This is a genomic window from Georgenia sp. G2120, from assembly GCF_055326485.1.
Genome location: NZ_JBUZNL010000002.1, coordinates 139,512 through 156,249, shown reverse-complemented (window position 1 = coordinate 156,249; position 16,738 = coordinate 139,512). Strand labels below are relative to the sequence as shown.

14 protein-coding genes are annotated in these 16,738 nt (G+C 76.7%); 6 read left to right on the top strand and 8 right to left on the bottom strand.

Annotation, left to right across the window (positions count from 1 at the left end):
- Positions 1 to 3: 3 nt before the first annotated feature.
- Together ACZLMO_RS02885 and ACZLMO_RS02880 are read left to right on the top strand one after the other, a co-directional pair.
- Positions 4 to 3,705, top strand: a complete 3,702-nt coding sequence (locus ACZLMO_RS02885) for a glycosyltransferase (RefSeq protein WP_425714586.1) — start codon at positions 4 to 6, stop codon at positions 3,703 to 3,705.
- Complete coding sequence (locus tag ACZLMO_RS02880) at positions 3,702 to 5,294, top strand: DUF5719 family protein (protein ID WP_425714585.1); 1,593 nt, start codon at positions 3,702 to 3,704, stop codon at positions 5,292 to 5,294. The genes ACZLMO_RS02885 and ACZLMO_RS02880 overlap by 4 nt, the downstream gene beginning before the upstream one ends.
- Before the next feature lie 87 nt (positions 5,295 to 5,381).
- Here the strand turns inward: ACZLMO_RS02880 and ACZLMO_RS02875 are convergent, their stop codons facing one another.
- Positions 5,382 to 5,858, bottom strand: a complete 477-nt coding sequence (locus ACZLMO_RS02875) for a metallopeptidase family protein (protein WP_425714584.1) — start codon at positions 5,856 to 5,858, stop codon at positions 5,382 to 5,384.
- Between the two features lie 146 nt (positions 5,859 to 6,004).
- On the opposite strand from ACZLMO_RS02875, the gene ACZLMO_RS02870 reads away from it, so the two are divergent.
- Both ACZLMO_RS02870 and ACZLMO_RS02865 read left to right on the top strand, forming a co-directional pair.
- Positions 6,005 to 6,448: a DUF3499 domain-containing protein gene (locus ACZLMO_RS02870; RefSeq protein WP_425714583.1), complete on the top strand. Its 444-nt coding sequence runs from the start codon at positions 6,005 to 6,007 to the stop codon at positions 6,446 to 6,448.
- Entirely contained in the window at positions 6,445 to 6,747 is a 303-nt protein-coding gene (locus ACZLMO_RS02865) for a Trm112 family protein (RefSeq protein WP_425714582.1), read from the top strand. Before ACZLMO_RS02870 ends, ACZLMO_RS02865 begins: the two co-directional genes overlap by 4 nt.
- Before the next feature lie 129 nt (positions 6,748 to 6,876).
- On the opposite strand, the gene ACZLMO_RS02860 is transcribed toward ACZLMO_RS02865, so the two are convergent.
- Positions 6,877 to 7,761: a hypothetical protein gene (locus ACZLMO_RS02860; protein ID WP_425714581.1), complete on the bottom strand. Its 885-nt coding sequence runs from the start codon at positions 7,759 to 7,761 to the stop codon at positions 6,877 to 6,879.
- A gap of 183 nt (positions 7,762 to 7,944) precedes the next feature.
- Between ACZLMO_RS02860 and ACZLMO_RS02855 the strand changes: the two genes are divergently transcribed.
- Entirely contained in the window at positions 7,945 to 8,943 is a 999-nt protein-coding gene (locus ACZLMO_RS02855) for a cation diffusion facilitator family transporter (protein ID WP_425714580.1), read from the top strand.
- Positions 8,944 to 9,036: 93 nt separating this feature from the next.
- Here ACZLMO_RS02855 and ACZLMO_RS02850 read toward each other — a convergent pair whose 3' ends face one another.
- A complete protein-coding gene (locus tag ACZLMO_RS02850) occupies positions 9,037 to 9,933 on the bottom strand; it encodes an RDD family protein (protein WP_425714579.1) in 897 nt (298 codons plus the stop codon).
- Between the two features lie 19 nt (positions 9,934 to 9,952).
- Between ACZLMO_RS02850 and ACZLMO_RS02845 the strand changes: the two genes are divergently transcribed.
- Positions 9,953 to 10,951 carry a stage II sporulation protein M gene (locus tag ACZLMO_RS02845; protein ID WP_425714578.1) on the top strand — a complete coding sequence of 333 codons (999 nt, stop codon included), beginning with the start codon at positions 9,953 to 9,955 and terminating at the stop codon, positions 10,949 to 10,951.
- A 103-nt stretch (positions 10,952 to 11,054) separates the two neighbouring features.
- Here the strand turns inward: ACZLMO_RS02845 and ACZLMO_RS02840 are convergent, their stop codons facing one another.
- The 5 genes from ACZLMO_RS02840 to ACZLMO_RS02820 are packed head-to-tail and all read right to left on the bottom strand — an operon-like array spanning position 11,055 to position 16,674.
- Positions 11,055 to 12,374, bottom strand: a complete 1,320-nt coding sequence (locus ACZLMO_RS02840; RefSeq protein ID WP_425714577.1) for a DUF58 domain-containing protein — start codon at positions 12,372 to 12,374, stop codon at positions 11,055 to 11,057.
- The gene (locus ACZLMO_RS02835; protein ID WP_425714576.1) at positions 12,374 to 13,483 is read right to left on the bottom strand and encodes an AAA family ATPase; all 1,110 of its coding nucleotides are present in this window, start codon (positions 13,481 to 13,483) and stop codon (positions 12,374 to 12,376) included. The genes ACZLMO_RS02840 and ACZLMO_RS02835 overlap by 1 nt, the downstream gene beginning before the upstream one ends.
- Positions 13,480 to 14,733, bottom strand: a complete 1,254-nt coding sequence (locus tag ACZLMO_RS02830) for a DUF4350 domain-containing protein (RefSeq protein WP_425714575.1) — start codon at positions 14,731 to 14,733, stop codon at positions 13,480 to 13,482. The genes ACZLMO_RS02835 and ACZLMO_RS02830 overlap by 4 nt, the downstream gene beginning before the upstream one ends.
- Complete coding sequence (locus ACZLMO_RS02825; RefSeq protein WP_425714574.1) at positions 14,730 to 15,446, bottom strand: DUF4129 domain-containing protein; 717 nt, start codon at positions 15,444 to 15,446, stop codon at positions 14,730 to 14,732. Before ACZLMO_RS02825 ends, ACZLMO_RS02830 begins: the two co-directional genes overlap by 4 nt.
- Entirely contained in the window at positions 15,439 to 16,674 is a 1,236-nt protein-coding gene (locus ACZLMO_RS02820) for a glycerophosphoryl diester phosphodiesterase membrane domain-containing protein (RefSeq protein WP_425714573.1), read from the bottom strand. The genes ACZLMO_RS02825 and ACZLMO_RS02820 overlap by 8 nt, the downstream gene beginning before the upstream one ends.
- Between the last annotated feature and the right edge of the window lie 64 nt (positions 16,675 to 16,738).

Here is a 16,738-nt window from a genome sequence, read left to right as displayed (position 1 = left end):
CAGGTGGTCGACCGCACCACCGCTGCACCCGCGCGGGCGACGACGCTCGCCGTGGTCGTCACCTGCGGGGTGACGCCGTACCTCGAACGCACCCTCGCCGCCGTCGCCGCGCAGTCCCATCACCCCGAGGTCGTCGTCGTCGTCGACGTCGCCGCCCCGGGCCGTGACATCGGCACCGGCGAGCCGATCGTCGAGGTCGTCCACCGGTCCGGGCTCGAGGACGTCTCGCGCGTCCGCCTCGTCACCGCGCAGGGCGCGAGCACGTTCGGCGGCGCCGTCTCCGCGGGCCTGGACGCCTACGCGAAGCTGGTCGAGCGGGCCGCACGCCGTTCCGGCCGGACGGACGCGGGAACCGGCGGTGCGACGACCGCGGGCTCGAGCTTCCGCGCGGCCACGGGCGAGATGTCGCCCGTCACCACCGGTGAGATGCGCGCGGTGACCGACGGTGTGCTCGATGCCGGGGCCGCGTCGCACCCCGACTGGCTCTGGCTGCTGCACGACGACTCCGCGCCGGCACCCCGGGCGCTCGACCGTCAGCTCCGTGCCGCGGAGGCCGGCCGGTCGCTCGCCGTGGTCGGCGCCAAGCAGGTCGACTGGGACGACCCCGGCCGGCTGCTCGAGGTGGGCGTGCGGGCCACGCGCCGGGCGCGCCGCGTGGCGGACGTCGAACCGAAGGAGATCGACCAGGGCCAGCACGACCACCGCCAGGACGTGCTCGCGGTCGGCACCGCCGGCATGCTCGTCGGCGCGCAGGTGTGGGAGCGGCTCGGCGGCACGGACGAGGTGCTCGGCCCGTTCGGGGACGGCCTCGAACTCTCCCGGCGCGTGCGTGCCGCGGGGTACCGGGTCGTCGTCGAGCCCACCGCCCACGTGCTCCACCGGCGGGCCTCCTACCTGGGGCTGCGCGACTCGGGGCACGGCGGCGTCCGGGTCGTCGACCACGCCGACGATGACGACGACGCCGCCCGCGGCGCCCTCGCCGTGGACGGGGACGTGCGGGACGGCGGCCCGGCCGACGCCCACCCCGGCTTCGACGGGGCGAGCGACCCCGGGACCGGCGGCGCCCACCGCGGCAGCCCCGCCCGTTCCTTCTCCGCGCGGCGCACCGCCCAGCTCTACAACGCCCTGCTCGCCGCGCGCGGCACCTGGCCGCTGCTCGCGCTCGGCTACGTCCTGCTCGGGCCGCTGCGCGCCCTGTGGCGGATGCTCGGCAAAGACACGCCGCTCGCCGTCGCCGAGCTCTCCGCCGTCGGCCGGCTCGTCGCCCGCCTGCCGAAGGTCCCCGCCGCGCGCCGGCGGATCGCATCCGCCGGCCGCGGCTCCCGGGCCGCGCTGCGCGAGCTCGAGGCGACGCCGGGCGAGGTCCGCGCCGCGCGCGCCGCCATCCGCCGGCAGACCGCCACGGCGCGCCGGCTCGCCGAGGCGCCCTCGGAGCTCGAGCTCGCCGAGCGGGCCGAGCTCGGCCGACGCCGCCGGGTGACGCTCGGCCTGGTCGTCGTCGTCGCCCTCACGCTCGCGCTGCCGTTCGTGCTCCCGCTCGTCGGCGGCGGCCAGCCCGTAGGCGGCGCGCTCGCCCACCTCGGCCGGTCGGCCGAGGACCTGTGGATCACGGCACGCTCGACCTGGATGGACTCCGGGGTCGGCGCCCCCGGCCCGGCGGACCCGATGCTCACCCTGTTCGCCGCGGCCGCCTGGGTGCTCGGCCTCGTCGGCCTCTCCCCGGGCTGGGTGGCCACGCTCGCGGTCCTGCTCGCCGTGCCGGCCGCGGCCCTCACGGCGTGGGCCGCCACGGGCGCCGCCACGCGCTCCCTCCTCCTGCGCGCCGCCGCCGCGCTCGCCTGGGCGGTCGCCCCCACGCTGTGGCTGGCCCTCGGCGAGGGGCGGCTCGGGGCCGTCCTCGCGCACGTCGCGCTCCCGCTCGTCGGCCTCGGGATCGCCTGGGTGGCCGGCGTGCGGCGCCGGGACGTCATCCGCTCCGGGATGGTCGACGCGCGTCGGGTCGACGTCGACGGCGAGCCGCTCGAGGACGACGGTCCCGGGAACGACGGTGCCGCGGCGAACGACCCCGGGAACGGTGCGGTCGTCCGGCCGCGCCGCACGACGCGGGCGGGCGCGATCACGGGTGCCGCCGGCGCCGGGCTCGCCCTGGCGCTCGCGAGCGCCGGCGCGCCGATCCTCCTGCCCGCCGCGCTCGTCGGGCTGCTCGTGCTCGCGCCGCTCGTCCCGCGGCGCCGCGGCCTCCTGCTCCTCGTCCCGGTGCCCGCGCTGGCGCTGCTCGCGCCGACGATCGTCACGGCGCTCGAGCGCGGCCCCCTCGCGATCGCCGTCGCGGACCCGGGCCACGGGCTCGCGTCGGCCCCCGGGCCCGCGTGGCTCGCCCTGCTCGGGCTCCCGCAGGACCTGCCCTCGGGTGCACCCGCCGACCCGACCCAGGTGCTCGACCTGCCCTGGCGCGACCTGCTCCTCCTCGTGCCGGGCGTCCTGCTGCTCGTCCTCGCTCTCCTCGCGCTCCTCCGGCTCGGCCGGGCGCGTGCGGTCCGCGCCGGCTGGGTCGTCACGGCGCTCGGGGTCGCCACTGCGGTCGCCGCCACCCGCGTGCCGGGCGGCACGGGGATCGACGGCGCCGAGATCGCCGGGTGGGCCGGCCCGGGGGCCACCCTCGCCCTGCTGGGCCTCCTGCTCGCGGTCGTCGCCGCGGCCGACGGCATCCCCGAGGCCCTCGGCGGTCAGGAGCTCGGGCTGCGTCAGGGCCTTGCCGCCGTCGGCGCGATCGTGCTCGTGCTCGTGCCGCTCGCCTCCGCGGGCACGTGGGTCGCGTCCGCGGGCACGTGGAACCACCTCGCCCCCCGGGCGGGCGGCGCGGTGCCGGCGCTGTCGGTCGAGCAGCAGGCGTCCGGCCTGCGCTCACGGGTCCTCCACCTCCAGGCCGGCGCGGACGAGGTCGCCGCCGAGCTGTGGCGCGGTGACGGCCGGCGCGAGGCCGACGCCGCCGTGACGATCAGGCTCGGCACGGCCGACGAGCGCGCGTCCGACGACCTTGCACACGTCGTGGCCCTGCTGGCGGACGGCGGGCAGCCGGGCGCCGTCGAGGAGCTCTCGCACCACGCCGTCGGCGTCGTCGTCGTCGACCCGGAGCCGATGCCCGGGGCGACCGACGCCGACCGTGAGGCGCTCGTCGCCCGGCTCGCCACCGTCCCCGGGCTCGAGGGCGTGACCGACGACGGGTCCGGCACCGTGCTGCGGCTCTCGCGCGACCCGGAGGTCGAGGGCAGCGCCAGCTCGATCGCGCGCGTGCGGCTCGTCGACGCCGCCGACCTGCCGGACGGCGGCCGGGCGGAGGGCGACGGCGCGGACGGCGACGACGCTGGTGGTGATGCTGCGGACGACGCGGTGGTCGTGACCGACGTCGACGCCGAGGCGGTCGAGGTGGACACCGTGGTCGAGTCGACGGACGCGGACCGCGTGCTGCTGCTGGCCGAGACGCCCCACCGGGGCTGGGAGGCCACGCTCGACGGCGCGCCGCTCGAGGTGGTCGAGGTCGAGGGCCGGCAGGCGTTCGCCGTGCCGGCGGGCGAGGGTGGCGAGCTGTCGGTGGTCCACCGCGAGCCGTGGTCGGTGTGGATGGGCGCCGCGCAGGCGGTGGTGCTGGGCGTCGTCGTGCTCCTCGCCCTGCCGCTGCGCGTGCGCCGGGAGGAGGAGTGGTGACCGGTAGGACAGCAGCACGCGCGGCCGGGGCGGCCGTCGGGGCCGTGGCGGTGCTCGCCCTGACCGGGGGAGCCCTGTGGGCCGGGCAGGCACTCCCGGCGCCCGAGCTCCGCCCGGCCGAGGCCTCCGGGATCGCGCTGCCCGCCACGGGGTCGACCCACGTGTGTGCGCCCGTCCCCGTCCCCACCACCGAGGACACGGGCCCGGCGGACCCGGACCAGGACGAGGGCGACCGCACCGTCCGCTCGACCACCCAGCTGCACACGTGGGCCGTCGGAGACGCCCCGGTCGCCGAGGCGGAGTGGGCGGAGGGCTCCGGTGCCGGCGAGAGCGTCGGGCTCGACACCGTGGCCGCGGGGGAGTCCGCGATCCGGAGCCTGGCGACGGCGACCGCCGACCCCGGCGTCCTCACGGTCGCGCCGGTCGACGAGGCGGGGGCGACCGCGCCGGGCAGCGGCGGCGGTGCCGTCGTCGTGCGGACCGACGCCGGCGACCTGCGCGGCATCGCCGCCGCGACCTGCCAGGCGCCGGCGGCGTCGGCGTGGCTCGTCGGCGGGTCCACCGAGCTCGGGTCGACCGCGCTGCTCAGCCTCACCAACGCCGGGCCCGTGCCCGTGACGGCCGACGTCACGGTGCACACCGCGGTCGGGATCGTCGACGCCCCCGCGCTCAGCGACGTGGTCGTCCCGCCCCGCTCCACCGTCCAGCTGCCCGTCGAGGCCTCGGTCGAGAGCCCGGCGATCGCCCTGCGGGTCGACGGCAGGGGCGGACGGCTCGCCGCGTCGCTCGAGGACCTGCGCACGCAGGGGCTCGCGTCCGCCGGGCTCGACGTCGTCACCGCCGGCACCGGACCCGCCGGCGAGGTGCACGTCCCCGTCGTCGAGGTGGCGCCCGGGGGCACCGCGGCCGTCCGCCTCGTCAACCCGGCCGACGAGGTCGTCACGGCGTCGCTCGACCTGACGACGGAGGACGGCTGGACGCCCCTGGGCGGGGCGCAGGACGTCGTCCTCGACCCGGGCGTCGTGCTCGACGTCCCGCTGACCGGCGTGGCCGAGGGCGTGCACGGCGTGCGCGTGCGGACCGACGGCGCGGTGGCGGCCTCCGCCGTCACGACCCAGGAGGGCGCGAGCCCCGAGGGGAGCGGCGACCTCGCCGTCGACCTCGCGTGGACGGCGGCCGCCGAGCCCGCGTCGTCCGCCGTCCACGTCCTGCCCGGCGGGGCGCTCGGGGTGCGCTCGCGGATCGCGGTGACCAACCCCGGCGAGGCGCCGACGGTCGTCACGGTGAGCGATCTCGCCCGACCCGGCGCGGCCGAGGAGATCGAGGTGACGCCGGGGAGCACGGTGCTCGCCGATGCTCCCGAAGGAGCGACCGTCGTTCGGGTGGCCACCGAGCAGGCGGACGGGGCGCGCGACGACGCGGGCTCCGACGCCGGCGGGGAGGACGGCGCCCCGGACGCGGCGGACGGCCCGGGCGTGCTGTCGGCCGTGCTCCTCGACACCGAGGTGCCGACCGGCCGCCTCGTCGGGGTGCTCGGTGCCGTGCCCGACGCGCGCGAGTCCGGCGAGATCGACGTCCTCGTCCGGTGATCACGGCCGGGCCCTGCAAGGTCCGGCACGTTCGCGACCGGTGACGGCGCTCGCCCGGCACGGGGGGAGTCCGCCGGCAGGCGTCGCTCAGGCGCCCGGGTGGTCCGGGTCGATCTCGCCGGGCGTGCGGCCGAGCATCGCCGCCACCTGCTCGACGAGCGCCGCGGTGACGAGCTCGCCGAGGTCGTGGGCGTCGACGGCGCGGGACTCCACCGGGCGCCGGTAGACGACGATGCGCCGGGGCAGCCCGGCGGCCCGGTCGCCGGCGTAGTACCGGCCCAGGGCGATCGCCCGGTGCTCCCACGGGGCGGGGTCCGACGGCGGGACGTCCTCGACCGCGATCTCCACGCCGGAGAGCTCCGCGGCCCAGCCCTTCTCCAGGCGCTCGACGGCGTCGAGCAGGAGGTCGTCGAACCGGTCCGCCCGGGTCCGCCAGCCGGGCAGCTGCCACGGGAGGAGCGGGCCACGTGGTCCGCGACCGTGGCGCTCGCGGCGGCGGCCGTCGCGTCGCGCGGGGAGCGCGGGCAGGTGCGGCCCCACCGCGGGGCCCGTGGACTCGGACACCTGGCGATCCTAGGACGAGCGGCCGTGCCGTCGTCGTCCGGCTGCCGCGTCGCCGCCGGGACCTGCCACCCCGCACCCCGGCAGTGGCGCACGAGACGCGTGACGGAGCCGCGCCCGGGCCGGTGGACCAGGTAGCGTCAGCAGGTGTGAGAGCCGTCCGCCAGTGCACCAAGCCGTCGTGCACCCGTTCGGCCGCCGCCACCCTGACCTACGTGTACGCCGACTCCACCGCCGTGCTCGGTCCGTTGTCGGCGACCCCGGAGCCTCACGCCTACGACCTGTGCGACGTCCACGCCTCGCGGTTGTCCGTCCCGCGCGGCTGGGACGTCGTCCGGCTGAGCACCTCCTTCGAGGCGGCACCGCCGTCGTCGGACGACATCGAGGCGCTCGCCGACGCGGTCCGGGCCGCGGCCGCGCGCGGTCCGCGCGAGCACCGGCCGGCGGAGCGCGCCGTCGCGATGCACCGCGGGACACCCGCCCCCCTGACCGGTGAGCCGCCGGCGCGGGAGCACGAGATCACCCGGCGCGGGCACCTGCGCCTCCTGCGTGGCGGCGACGACGCGACGACCGACGAGAGCGAGCAGCGATGACCCACGACGAGTCCGTCGGACGGGACGGCCAGGAACAGGCGCTCCGCGGGAAGGCTGCCCAGGAGCCGACCGACCGACCGGTCGCCCAGGCGGTGCGGGCCGACGGCGTGACCGTCGGCGGCGGCGAGCTCGAGCCGTGGGTGCGGGCGCTGCTGCGCTGCCCGGTCACCGGGGACGAGCTGACGGACGCCGTGGCACCGGACGGCACCGCGGAGCTTCGCTCGGCCGCGGCCGGCCTGGCCTACCCGGTGCGTGACGGCGTGCCGATCCTCCTCGAGGACGAGGCCCGGTCGCTCTGACCGCTGCCCGGCTCTGACCGCTGCCGGGCGCTGCCCGCTCTCGGGCCGTGTCCCGCCTCGCTCGGCCCGCACGACTGACCCCCGCGCGACGACGACTGACGCCGCGCGCCTCCCGACCTGGTCGGCCGGTCAGTCCGTGGGCGACTCGGAGCCCGGGGCGGACGGCACCGCGGACGAGCTCTCCTCGGACCCGGCGGCCTCGGCGGCGATCGACGCCACGCGCTCGGACGTGCCGAACACGTGGATGTCCCACGTCAGCGCCCCGGAGAACGACACGAGCTCGATGCTGCGCACGACCTCCCCCTCGAGCAGGCCGCTCGCGAGGGCCTGGTCGAGCGCGGTGTCGGCGCTGATGACGTCCTCCTCGGCGAGTGCCCGCAGCACGGTGTCGGCGGGGCTCACCTCGGCCCCGACCACCCCGTACGCGGAGTCGAGCGAGACCTCGACCCGGTCCGGGCCGGCCACGAGGACCACGACGTAGCCGGTGTCCGGCGGCGGGACCTCGCCCGAGTTGTCGTCGCGGTGCACCACCGAGACGAGCGCGGCCCCCGGGTAGGCGGACAGGGCGGCCCCCGCGGCCGCGCGGATGTCCTGGCCGCCGGGGCGCTGCTCGACCGGCTCGTCCTCCTCGCCCGAGGTCGGTGCCTCGGTGGGGGCGGCGGTCGGCGCCTCGCTCGGAGCCTCGGTCGGGTCCTCCGGGCGCGTGTCCGGCGTGGCGGTCGGGGTCTCCGTGGACTCCTCGTCGTCCGTGGTGGGCGCCTCGCCGGAGGACGGCGTCTCCGTGCCGTCGGGCGAGTCCGCGGGGTCCGTCCCGTCCTCGGTCGGCGACTCCGACGGGTCGGCGTCCGGGTCCGTGCCGGGAGGGGTGCTCGGGAGCGAGGGCGCCGAGGGGGCCGGGTCGTCCGCGTAGGGGGACCGGGAGCTGACGGACGGGCCGTCCGAGCAGGCGCCGAGGGTCAGGGCGAGCGCAAGCATGCCCGCAGGCACGACGAGGACCCGCGACATGGACCGCATGGCGACCACCTTGACGGACCGGACCGGATCCGTCGAGCGATAAGGGCGGGGAGTTCGCCCCATGTGACCAGGCTCGCAGAGGTGGGAGGTGAGCCCTCGCGTGCGACCGGCCGAGCCACCGTGCCCCTACACTCGTGCCGCCCGGGACCGCGGGCGACAGCCACCAGCCCACGAAGGACGACCATGGCCGCCGGCTCCGGAATGAAGTCCGTCATCACCGCTCTGTTCGCGAACCTCGGCATCGCCGTGCTGAAGTTCCTCGGCTGGCTGCTCACCGGCTCGAGCTCGATGCTCGCCGAGGGTGTCCACTCCGTCGCGGACTCCTCCAACCAGGCGCTGCTCCTCATCGGCGGGCGCCGGGCGACGAAGAAGGCCTCCGAGGTCCACCAGTTCGGCTACGGACGGGTGCGCTACGTCGCCGCGTTCGTCGTCTCGATCGTCCTGTTCTCGCTCGGCGGCCTGTTCGCGATGTACGAGGCGTGGCACAAGTTCAGCGACCCGCACCCGATCACCGACTGGAAGTGGGTGCCCGTCGCGGTCCTGCTCCTCGCGCTCGTGCTCGAGGGTTTCGCCCTGCGGACGGCCCTCAAGGAGGGGGCCGCGGTCAAGGGCGACCGCTCGTGGTTCCGGTACCTCAAGGAGTCCCGCTCGCCGGAGATCCCGACGATCATCCTCGAGGACACCGGGGCGCTCCTCGGCCTCGTGTTCGGTCTGTTCGGGGTCGGCATGACCCTCGCGACCGACGACGGCCGGTGGGACGCCATCGGCTCGGGCGCGATCGGCGTGCTCCTCGTCGTCATCGCGATCTTCCTCGCCCGCGAGATGATCTCCATGCTCGTCGGCGAGTCCGCGCTGCCCGAGCACCACGACGCCATCGAGCGGTCGCTGGTCGACGGCGAGGACATCGAGCGCATCATCCACATGCGCACCCTCCACCTCGGGCCCGACGAGGTGCTCGTGGCCGCCAAGGTCGCCGTCCCCGCGGTCGAGACCGCCGCCGACGTCGCACGCGCGATCGATGCCGCCGAGGTGCGGGCGCGGGACTCCGTGCCGCTGCGCCTCCAGATCTACATCGAGCCCGCGCCGTTCGATGAGGGGGCGATCCCCGCCGGGCGGGAGACCTGGGAGGTCGATCCCGCGCCGGACCCGGAGGGGGTCCAGGACTCCACCGGCGGGCACTGACGAACCGGCGGCGTCCGCTCACGTTCACCGGGCGGGACTGACGAACGGCCCGACGACGAAGGGCGCGACGACGAACGGGCCGGCGGTGACCGGTCAGGCGTAGTCGGTCACCTCGTGGGGGAGACGGAGCATGAGCGCCGCCGAGCGGTCCTCGAGCTCCTGCGCCGCCGCGAGCCTCTTCCGCTCGGCGTCCCGCCGCACGACGAGGACGGCCGCGAGGAACCGCTCCGGGTGCGTCCCGGGCGGTGCCGGGCGGGAGACGAATGGCTCGACCTGGGCGGCCAGCGAGCGGGCGACCCGGATACGCGTCTGAGGCGTCATCAGGGCCGTGCGGCCGAGCAGGTCGCGGGCCGCGGCCGCGAGGGTCGCCGGCATCGCGCGCACGGTGAGACCGTTCGCCCAGGTGCCGAGCTCGGGCGGCATGACGAGGGGGAGCCGGAGCGCCTCCGAGGCGCGCACGGACACGATGATCGTCCCCGCGAGCCGGTCGCCGAGCCGCTGCCCGCGCGCCGAGGCGAGGGAGGCGATGATCGCCCCGCCGCCGACGGTGAGCCACAGCTCGCCGACCCCCACGAGCGCGCGCACGGCGGAGTGCCGCAGCCGGACGGGTCCGCCGTCGTCGCGCACCACCCGTGTCCCGGTGGCGATCCGCCCGAGCGAGCGGCCGCGGCTGATCGCCTCGACCGTCATCGGCGCGACGACCCACCACAGGGCCATGAAGGAGATGACGAGGGTCTGCAGCTGAGCCTCGTTGATGCCGTCGTCGAGCAGCCCGACGACGATGAGCAGGGAGGCCAGCAGCCCGACGAGGTAGGCGAAGCCGTCGAGCAGGCCGGACAGCACGCGCGTGGCGAACCCGGTGGGCGCGAGGTCGAGCGCGACCGCCTCCGACGTGACGACGACGTCCCCGGCGAGCCCCGCCGACGTCAGCGCCCCGGCCTGGTCGCGCGGTCGTCCGCGACGGGCGGGGGGAGCGGGGGAGGCGGCCACGTGTGGCAGGGTACGACGCGTGGATGCCGAGGCGCTGGGAGCGGTGCGGTCCGGCCGCTGGGAGCGGCTCGACGACCTCGCCGGCCGGCGCACCCTGACCGGCCAGGAGGCCGACGAGCTCGTCCGCCTCTACCAGGCGACCTCGGCCGACCTCTCCCGGGTCCGCACGCGCTCGGCCGACGCCTACGTCACCGGACGGCTCTCGGACATGCTCGCCCGCGCGCGCGGGAGGATCACCGGGACCCACGAGATCAGCTGGCGGGCCGTGCGCGACCTGTTCCTCGTGACGATGCCGCTCGCCCTGTGGCGCGTGCGGTGGTGGACCCACGGGGTGACGGTCGCCTTCCTCCTCGTCGCGTTCGCCGCGGGCTGGTACTTCGCGACGACCCCCGGGGCGCTCGCCGAGCTCGGGTCCACGGCCCAGCTGGAGAGCTACGCCGACGAGCAGTTCGCGGCCTACTACTCGAACTACCCGTCCCACGACTTCGCCGCCCAGGTGTGGACGAACAACGCGTGGATCGCGGCCCAGACCATCGGGCTGGGCATCACGGGCGTCTGGCCGGTCCAGGTCCTCGCGCTCAACGCCGTCTCGATCGGGCAGTCCGGCGCGGTCATGGCCGTCCACGGCGACCTGTCCGTGTTCTTCTCGCTCCTCGCGCCGCACGGACTGCTCGAGCTGACCGCGATCTTCGTGGCGGGCGGGGCCGGTCTCAAGCTGTTCTGGACGATGCTCGTGCCCGGGGGGCGGCGCCGGCAGACGGCGCTGGCGGTCGAGGGACGCACGACGATCACGGTGGCGGGGGCCCTCGTCGTCGTCCTGCTCGTCTCGGGCCTGGTCGAGGGGTACGTGACCGGGACGACCGCCCTGGACTGGTGGGTGAAGATCGTCATCGGCGCGATCGTCTGGGTGGCCTTCTGGGTGTGGACCCTGTGGGCCGGCGGCCGGGCGCACCGTGCGCAGCTCACCGCCGACCTCGCCGACGACGACGCCGGCTACCGGGTCGCCGAGGCCGGCTGACGGCACCGTCGGCGCCGCGTCACGGGCACGCCGTCACCGGCTGTTCGTCACCGGCCGTTCGTCACGGGCGGGTCGCCGCGGTCAGGTCGTCACCCGCGGGTGGTCACAGGCGGCCGGCCGCCTTGAGCGCGAGGTAGGCGTCGGCCAGGCGCGGGGCGATCTGGTCGGGCAGGCCCTGGACGACGTCGGCGCCCGCCTGCCGTACCCGGGTCGCCACGGCCTCGCGCTCGAGCCCGGCGCGCTCCGCCGCGGCCGCGTCGTACACGGCGAGGGAGTCCGAGCGGTCCTGCCGCAGCTCCTCGACGGCCGGGTCCTCGACGCCGGCGACCACGACCGTGTGGTCCCGCGCGAGGCGGCGCACGACGGGCAGGAGGCCGGAGCTCATCGTCGAGGGGTCGATCGCCGTGAGCAGCACGACGAGCGCCCGCTGCGAGAGCGTCTCGCCCACCGTCTGCGCCACGGTGGTCCAGTCGGTCTCGAGCAGCGCGGGCTCCACCACCGCGAGGCCGTCCGCGAGGCCGCTCATGAGCCGGGGGCCGGCCATGCCGGTGATGCGGGCCCGGACCTCGGCGTCGACCGCGACGACGTCGACCCGGTCGCCCGCGTGCGAGGCGAGCGCCGCGAGCAGGAGGACCGCCTCGATGGACGCGTCGAGCCGGGGCTCGTCGCCGAGCCGCGCGGCGGACAGGCGTCCCGAGTCGACGACGACGAGCACCCGCCGGTCCCGCTCGGGCCGCCACGTCCGCACGTGCACGTCGCCGCGCCGGGCCGTGGCCCGCCAGTCGATCGACCGCACGTCGTCACCCAGGACGTACTCGCGCAGCGAGTCGAACTCCGTGCCCTGGCCGCGCACGAGCACGCTCGCCCGGCCGTCCATCTCGCGCAGCCGGGCGAGCCGCGAGGGCAGGTGCCGGCGCGAGCGGAACGCGGGCAGCACGCGGACGGTCGCGGGGACGTCGAGCGAGGCCTGCCGGGAGCCGAGGCCGAGCGGGCCGGTCAGCCGGACGGTGACCGCGCCGGCGACACGCTCGCCGCGGCGCAGGGGGAGCAGGACGGTGCGCATGCGCCGGCGCTCGCCCGGGGGCACGTCGAGCCGGTGGCGGTCGGCCCCGGCCCGGTCCGGACCGGCGTCCTCTCCGAAGCCCGCGGACGGGGGCCACGCGTCCCGCAGCGTGCCGCGGGCACGGCGCCGGGAGTCGTTGGACACCGTGAGCGTGACCGTCGCGGGGTTGCCCAGGCGCACGGCCCGGGGCGCGTCGCGCGTGATGCGCAGCGCCTTCGGGCTCGGCGCGAGCAGGGCGTCGCCGAGCACGACCAGGACGACGACCGCGATCCAGATCGCGAGCGTCACCCAGGTGGGGTGCAGCGCCACGGCCACCACCCCGAGCCCGGCGAGCGCCGCGGCGAGCGGGGTGGGGAGCATCAGCGCGGGACCTGGACCGAGGAGAGCAGGCCCTGGAGGACGCCCACGGCGGTGACGCCCTCGAGCTCGGCCTCCGCGTGGAGGGCGACGCGGTGCCGAAGGGTCGGGACCGCGAGCGCCTTGACGTCGTCGGGCGTGACGTAGGTGCGACCCGTGAGCCAGGCCCAGCCGCGGGCCGTGGCCAGGAGGGCGGTGGCGCCGCGGGGGGAGACCCCGAGGGAGAGCGCGGGTGAGGTCCGGGTGGCGCGCACGAGGTCGACCACGTAGCCGAGCACCTCGGGCGCGACCTCCACCCGGGCCACCTCGGCGCGGGCGACGGCCAGGTCGGCGGGACCTGCGACGGGGACGACGCCGGCGCCCGCGAGGTTGCGCGGGTCGAACGCGGCGGCGTGGCGGCGCAGGACCTCGATCTCCTCCTCCCGTGCGGGCAGGTCGAGGACGAGCTTGAGGAGGAAGCGGTCGAGCTGGGCCTCGGGCAGCGGGTAGGTGCCCTCGTGCTCGACCGGGTTCTGCGTCGCGATGACCATGAAGGGGTCGGGGAGGCGGCGGGCCTCGCCGTCGGAGGTGACCTGACGCTCCTCCATGGCCTCGAGCAGCGCCGACTGCGTCTTCGGGGGCGTGCGGTTGATCTCGTCGGCGAGCATGAGGTTGGTGAACACGGGGCCCGGCCGGAAGGAGAACTCGGCGGCGCGGGCGTCGTAGATGAGCGAGCCCGTGATGTCGCCGGGCATGAGGTCGGGGGTGAACTGGACCCGCTTGGTGTCCATCGACAGGGCGGTCGCCAGGGTGCGGACGAGGAGCGTCTTCGCGACGCCGGGGACGCCCTCGAGGAGGACGTGGCCGTCCGAGACGAGCGCGATGAGCAGCCCGGTCACCGCCCCCTCCTGGCCGACGACCGCCTTGCCGACCTCGGCGCGCAGGGCGCCGAGCCGGTCGCGGGCGGCCCGGGCCTCGGGCGACTCGTCGTGGCCGCGGGCGGGGCGGCCCGCGGGGGCCCCGGGCCGGGCCGGCCCGCCGGGAGCGCCGGGGGAGCCCGGCCCGGGACGGCCCGGCCCCCAGGCCTGCTGGTCACGCGGTGCGAACCGGTCGTTCTCGGGGTGGTGGGTCACGGTCGGTGAACCTCGCTCTCCAGGGTGTCCAGGTCGGTGGCCAGGCGGCCGAGGTCCGCGCCCGTGGTCGGCGGTGCGCCGTACAAGAGGTCGCGGACCCAGGCCTCGTCGCGTCCGCTCGCGCGGGCGACGGCGTCGGTGAGGTCGGTCCGGTGGACCGACGGGGGCAGGCCCAGGCGTCGGGCGAGCCGTGCCGCGGCGCCGCCGCGCAGCCCGGCGGCGGCGTGGGCGGTCGCGCCGTACCGGCGGTAGAGGGCCCCGCGCCCGCGGACGGTCTCGGCGGACCGGACGACCACGGGCAGGGGCTCGGGGATGACGCGGCCCAGGTTGCGCCCGCGCGCGAGGGCGAGGACGAGGACCGCGAACCCCGCCGCCCAGCCGACGTACAGCATCCAGCGCGGGGACAGCGGCTCCGGGGGCGGGGTCGCCGAGAGGTCGACGGCCTCGACCGGGTCGACGGGGGTGAACCAGTAGAGGTTCTCGTGGTGGCCGAGGGCGCGCAGCACGAGCGCCGCGTGGCCGTCCTCGTCGAGGCGCTCGTTCGACATGAGGGAGCCGTCGGCGAGCGCGCGGACGGCCGGCCCCTCCCCGTCCCACACGGCGTACGCGGAGGCGTCGTCGGGCGTGAAGCACGTGGTGACGTCGGCGCCGGAGCCGGCGAGGCCGCCGCGGAACGGGCCGATCCGGCTCGCCGCCGCGGCGTCGGGGTCCTCGCAGTCGGCCTGCACCGGGTCCTGGCTGCCGCCGCCGGTGGTCTCGAGCGGCGACCCGAGTCCGCGCAGCACGGGGGTCGTCGGGTTGACGAGGACGAGGTCGGCCCCCGTGCCGGCCAGCTGGGCGGCCGCGTCCTCGGTGAGCAGGCGGGCGTTCGTCACGAGCACGGTGGTCCCCTCGCCGGCGAGGGAGAGGACCTCCCGCTGGCTGTCGACGACCGCGACGTCCACGCCCTGGTCGCGCAGGATCTCGGCGGTGGCCTGGGCGCCCCCCGGTCGGGGGTTGTGCGCCGAGAGCGGGTCCGCGTCGCGCTCCGCGGAGCGGAGGAACATCATGAGCCCGAGGGCGGCGAGGACCACGGCGAGGATGCCCACGCGCAGGATCGTCCTGCGCCGGGACGTGCGGCGGGTCGGCGCGCCCGAGGTGACCTCGCCGATCTCGGGGACGAGCTCGTCGACCGTGTCGGACCGGTCCGCGGCGTCGGTCGTCGCGGCGTCCGTCGTGGGTACGGTGCCGCCGGACGCGTCCGCGCTCATCCGAGCACCCCGTGCAGCGAGGGCGGCAGCTCGGCGGCGCCGGCCTCGACGGACTCCTGCCCGGCGGGCCGGCGGACGCGCTGCACGGCGTCGTCGAGGGCCCGCAGGCGCTCGTCGTCGTCGTGGGCGGCCGTCGTGTCCCCGTACCGCACGGCGTCGAAGAGGCGCGCGCCCCAGGTCAGCTCGTCCGCGAGCCCGGGCACCGCGCGCGAGCCGAGGCCGGCGGCCTCGTGCGCGGTCAGCCCCGGGCGGTCCTCGATGAGGGCCCGCTCGTCGAGGGCACGGACGATCGCCCGGAACCGCTCGATCACGGCGAGCGAGTAGTCGCCCGCGCGGGCCGCCTCGTCCGCCGCGGCGCGCAGGTCCCGCGAGCCGCGCTCGTCCTCGAAGAGCACCCCGGACGCCGTCGGCACCTGGGGCCGCATGCGGGTCCGGACCGGTCCGGCGAGGACGAGAGCGATGACGACCACGGCGAGGATCGCCCCGACGACGACGAACGGCAGGAGGCTCGGGGAGACCGACGAGCCACCGCTCGTGATGCCCTCGAGCAGGCTGCGCAGGGCGTCGCCGATGCTGTCGAGCACGCGCGAGAGGAGGCCCGGCGAGGTGTCGTACATCCGGCGGGAGAGCTCGTCGACGGCCCATTCGTGCGCCTCGGGGGCGTCCGGCGTGACGGGGACCTCCGCGATCCGACCGGTGAGGAGGTCAGGCACGGTCCGAGGCGGCGCGGGCGAGCTGGACGTCGAGCCCCTCGCGCCGCATGCGCTGGTCGATGTAGACGAGCGACGTCACGCCGGCCGTGAACGGCGTGATGATGAGGTTGACGAGCACGGACACCACGGTGGTGAGCACGAGGACGACCGTGTCGGACAGTCCCGCGGCGCCGCCGAGCAGCCCGACGGGCAGCGAGACGACCCCCGCGATGACGATCGCGATGATGGCGGTGAGCAGGTACACGCCGACGAGCCGCCACGTGGACTGCGACGTCAGCGACCAGGAGCGGGACAGGGCGCGTCCCGGCCCGGCCTTCTCCAGGACGACCGCCGGGTAGGACAGTGACAGCCGGATCATGATGATGATCGCCGGGATCGACGACGCGAGCAGGGCGATGACGACGACGGCGACCGCCGTCGTGATACCGGTCGTCGAGCCGTCGAACGATCCGATGACGGCCGCGAGGAACGCGAAGGCGACCACCGACATGATGATGCCGGTGACGAACGCCAGGCCCGTCATGATGAGGCCGAGCAGGAGGCTGAGACCCACGAGCGAGAGGATCCGGCCCTTGACCGCCGTCCAGACCTCGCCGATCGACGCCTTCTTCCCGATCGCCGACCGGCTGACCGAGACGACGAGGGCGCCGGTCGCGATCAGCGAGGTCAGTGCCGTGACGATGCCGAGCGCGAAGCTCGAGAAGCCCTGCACGCCGGCCGACTCCTCGATGGTCATCGACTGCGTGGCGTTGACCGAGAGCCAGCTGGTCGCCAGGGACAGGACCAGCGTGAGGACGCTGACGACCCCGGCGTAGAAGAACATCGTGCCCGGGTTGTGCCGGACGGAGCGGAACGCACCCTCGAGGATCTCGCCCACGCCGAGCGGGCGCAGCGCGATGATCCCCGGCCGGCCGCCGGCGAGGCTGTCGGCCACCCAGGCGCCGGAGCCCGGGGCGTCGGCCGCCCCGTACTGGCCGTAGCCCGACGACGCCGTGCCCGGCGTCGTCCCGCCCGGGGCGCCCCACGCGCCCGGTGCGGGAGGACCCGCGGTGGGGCCGGCTCCGTACTGGCCGTACTGCCCCGTCGGGGGCTGCTCGACGGGTGCGGTGGGGTCCGCGCCGTACTGCCCGTACCCACCGGGGTCGCCGTCTCCGGAGGGGGACGAGGCCTGCCCGTCCCACCCGCCGTACGGTCCCCGCGGGTCGTTCCCCGCGCCGCCCTGCGTCATCCCGCCTCCGTCGTCGTCACCTGCGCGACATCGTGCCACGCATTCACGGCGCGCCCGCCGACTG

Excerpts from the sequence above, each read along its gene's own strand:
- ACZLMO_RS02865 (WP_425714582.1), top strand. The coding sequence starts at position 6,445 with ATGACCCACGACGAGTCCGTCGGACGGGACGGCCAGGAACAGGCGCTC.
- ACZLMO_RS02860 (WP_425714581.1), bottom strand. The coding sequence starts at position 7,761 with ATGCGGTCCATGTCGCGGGTCCTCGTCGTGCCTGCGGGCATGCTTGCG.
- ACZLMO_RS02855 (WP_425714580.1), top strand. The coding sequence starts at position 7,945 with ATGGCCGCCGGCTCCGGAATGAAGTCCGTCATCACCGCTCTGTTCGCG.
- ACZLMO_RS02840 (WP_425714577.1), bottom strand. The coding sequence starts at position 12,374 with ATGCTCCCCACCCCGCTCGCCGCGGCGCTCGCCGGGCTCGGGGTGGTG.
- ACZLMO_RS02830 (WP_425714575.1), bottom strand. The coding sequence starts at position 14,733 with ATGAGCGCGGACGCGTCCGGCGGCACCGTACCCACGACGGACGCCGCG.
- ACZLMO_RS02820 (WP_425714573.1), bottom strand. The coding sequence starts at position 16,674 with ATGACGCAGGGCGGCGCGGGGAACGACCCGCGGGGACCGTACGGCGGG.